We start from the raw sequence: 2,392 nt of genomic DNA, 5'->3' as shown, positions 1-2,392 counted from the left end.
CTCGCCGTGCCGTCCGCCGTCGCGGTGGCGTTGCTGGTCCAGCCGGGGCCGCGATGGTGACCCGCTGGCTGGCCGGGCGGTACGGGGACCGGCGGGGCCCGGCCGGGCTGGTGCTGCCCGCCCTGCTGGTCTCGGCGGGCGGGGTGCTGCTGCTCGCCCGGACGGGCAGTGCGGTCTCGGCGGTGGCCGGGGCCGCGGTATTCGGCGCGGGCTTCGGCGTCGCGCAGAACGCGACGCTGGCGCTGATGTACGCGCGGGTGCCGCCGGCCGGGTACGGCACCGTGACGGCGCTGTGGAACGTCGCGTACGACGGCGGGATGGGTATCGGCGCGGTCGCCTTCGGCGTGCTCGCGGGCGGGACGGGCTACTCGTGGGCGTTCGTGCTCACGGCGGCGGTGATGCTCGCCGCGCTCGCCCCGGCCCGGCGGGACCGCCGCCGGGACCGGGGGAGTGCGGGATCCGTCTGAGGTGGGCCCGGGGCCGCCTCAGGCGCGGAAGGCGTCCGCGTGCTCGGCGGCGAACTCGGCGAAGGGGCGCGGGCGGCGGCCGGTCAGCTTCTCCACGTCCGAGGTCACCGCGGAGGCAAGCCCGGCCGCGTACAGCCCGTACAGTTCGACCATGCCCTCGGCCCGCCAGGCCTCCCAGCCCATGGCGAGCAGGCCGTCCAGGGCCTGCTCCGGCGTGAGCGCGGTGTAGACGACCGGGCGGCCCGCGACGGCGGCCAGCTGCTCGGCCAGTTCCGCGTGGGTGAGCGCGGCCGGGCCGGTCAGGGTGTAGACCGCGCCCTCGTGGCCGTCGGTGGCCAGCACCGCCACGGCGGCCGCGGCGACGTCCCGGGCGTCGACGTACGACACCGCGCCGTCGCCGCCCGGCAGGGCCAGCGAGCCGGCCCTGACGGTCGGGGCGGTGCCGAGGAAGTTCTGGTGGAAGCCGTTCGGCGCGATCACCGTCCACGGCAGGCCGGAGGCCTTCAGGTGGTCCAGGCCGCTGATGTGCGAGCCGATGAAGCGCACGCCCTCCGGGCGCTGCTCGATGCCGGCGGCCGCGTGCAGCACGATCCGCGGGCGGCGGCCGGTGCGGACGGCGGCGTCGATCACGTTCCGCTCGTGCGCGGCCATCTCGGGGTGCACGGCGACCAGCAGGTAGACGGTGTCGGCCCCGGCGAGGGCCGCCTCCAGCGAGCCCGGGTCGGTGAAGTCGGCGGCCACCCGCTCGACCCCGGCGTCCCACTCCGCCGGCGCCGGCGCACTGGCGTCGCGCACCAGCGCGCGCACTGTCTCACCGCGTTCCCGCAGCCCCACGACCACCTTGGACCCGACCGTACCGGTGGCACCCGTCACGACGATCACGGATGGCACTCCTCCCCGTTGCGGACGCGGACCTGATTCCACGTCAGGCCGATGATCGCAGCCGGGTGCCGGGCGATCAAGGTCGGGGTCCGGGCCGGCTGACGGTGCGTACGGAGTCGGAAAGCCGGGTGGCCGGCGTCGCGGACCGACACGCACGGGGCCGTGCTGTTGCTCGACTTGCCGCAGGCCGGGCGCTTGGATGGATCCGGCCTGGTCAACGCCCGGACGCGGCCCGACGGCCCCCGGCAAGCCGAGGAGTCACCACTGTGCACGACACCCCCGACCCCGCCGTCGTGGCCCGCCGGATCGCCGAGCGGCGCGAGCAGCTGGGCCTCAGCGAGGAGGCGCTGGCCAAGCGGGCCGCGATGGCCCCCCGCTATCTGCGGTGCCTGCTGGACGCCGGGCCCGCCTTCGACCCGGCGGGGTTCGTCCGGATCGCCGCCGCCCTCGACACCACCCGCGCCGAGCTGTTGTCCGGCCGCGCCGACACCCCGCCCGGCCAGGGCGGCGCCGGCCCGCGCCCCCGGCTGCTCGACCTCACCGAGCCGGAGTGCTGGCAGCTGGTCGGCAGCCACGGCATCGGCCGGATCGGCCTGCCGGTCGAGCCGGGGCCGGTGGTGCTGCCGGTCAACTACGTGGTGGACCAGGGCTCCTTCGCCTACCGCACCGGCGAGCAGGACGCCGCCGCCCCGGAGGAGGGGGCCGCGGTCTCCTTCCAGGTCGACCACATCGACGAGTACCTCGGGCGCGGCTGGAGCGTGCTCGCCCTCGGCGCAGCCCACTACGTGGACGACCCGGCCGAGCTCGACCGGCTGGCGGGCCTGCCCGGTGCGACCCCCTGGGCGGGCGGGGCGCGGCAGCGCTGGGTGCGGATCCGTCCGGAGGAGGTCAACGGCCGGCGGCTGGTCGCGGGGTGAGGCGCCCGTCCCTGCGCCGCGCCCGGGTCCTGCGCACCGCCGGAGAGTGACGGCCGGAGCGGGCGCGGCGAGCAGGGCCGGCAGGTGCAGTACCGCCGCAGTGCGTCGGGCGACCGGCTGCCGGCG

The 2,392-nt window shown here is 77.1% G+C and carries 3 protein-coding genes; 2 read left to right on the top strand and 1 reads right to left on the bottom strand.

Going from position 1 to position 2,392, the window contains the following annotated elements:
* Positions 1 to 467, top strand: a 467-nt coding sequence (locus KS423_RS43585; protein ID WP_374120164.1) for an MFS transporter, incomplete at its 5' end; no start/stop codon positions are given.
* A gap of 18 nt (positions 468 to 485) precedes the next feature.
* On the opposite strand, the gene KS423_RS43580 is transcribed toward KS423_RS43585, so the two are convergent.
* Entirely contained in the window at positions 486 to 1,349 is an 864-nt protein-coding gene (locus KS423_RS43580) for an NAD(P)H-binding protein (RefSeq protein WP_224285227.1), read from the bottom strand.
* Positions 1,350 to 1,615: 266 nt separating this feature from the next.
* Here KS423_RS43580 and KS423_RS43575 point away from each other — a divergent pair, with 266 nt between their 5' ends.
* Positions 1,616 to 2,266, top strand: coding sequence for a pyridoxamine 5'-phosphate oxidase family protein (locus KS423_RS43575; RefSeq protein WP_224285226.1), 651 nt, complete (start codon positions 1,616 to 1,618; stop codon positions 2,264 to 2,266).
* Positions 2,267 to 2,392: the final 126 nt, after the last annotated feature.

It is taken from the genome of Streptomyces sp. LS1784 (genome assembly GCF_020103755.1).
Taxonomy (GTDB): Bacteria; Actinomycetota; Actinomycetes; order Streptomycetales; family Streptomycetaceae; genus Kitasatospora.
The sequence above is the reverse complement of the archived record's forward strand: the minus strand, read 5'-3'. Positions and strand labels throughout refer to the sequence as shown.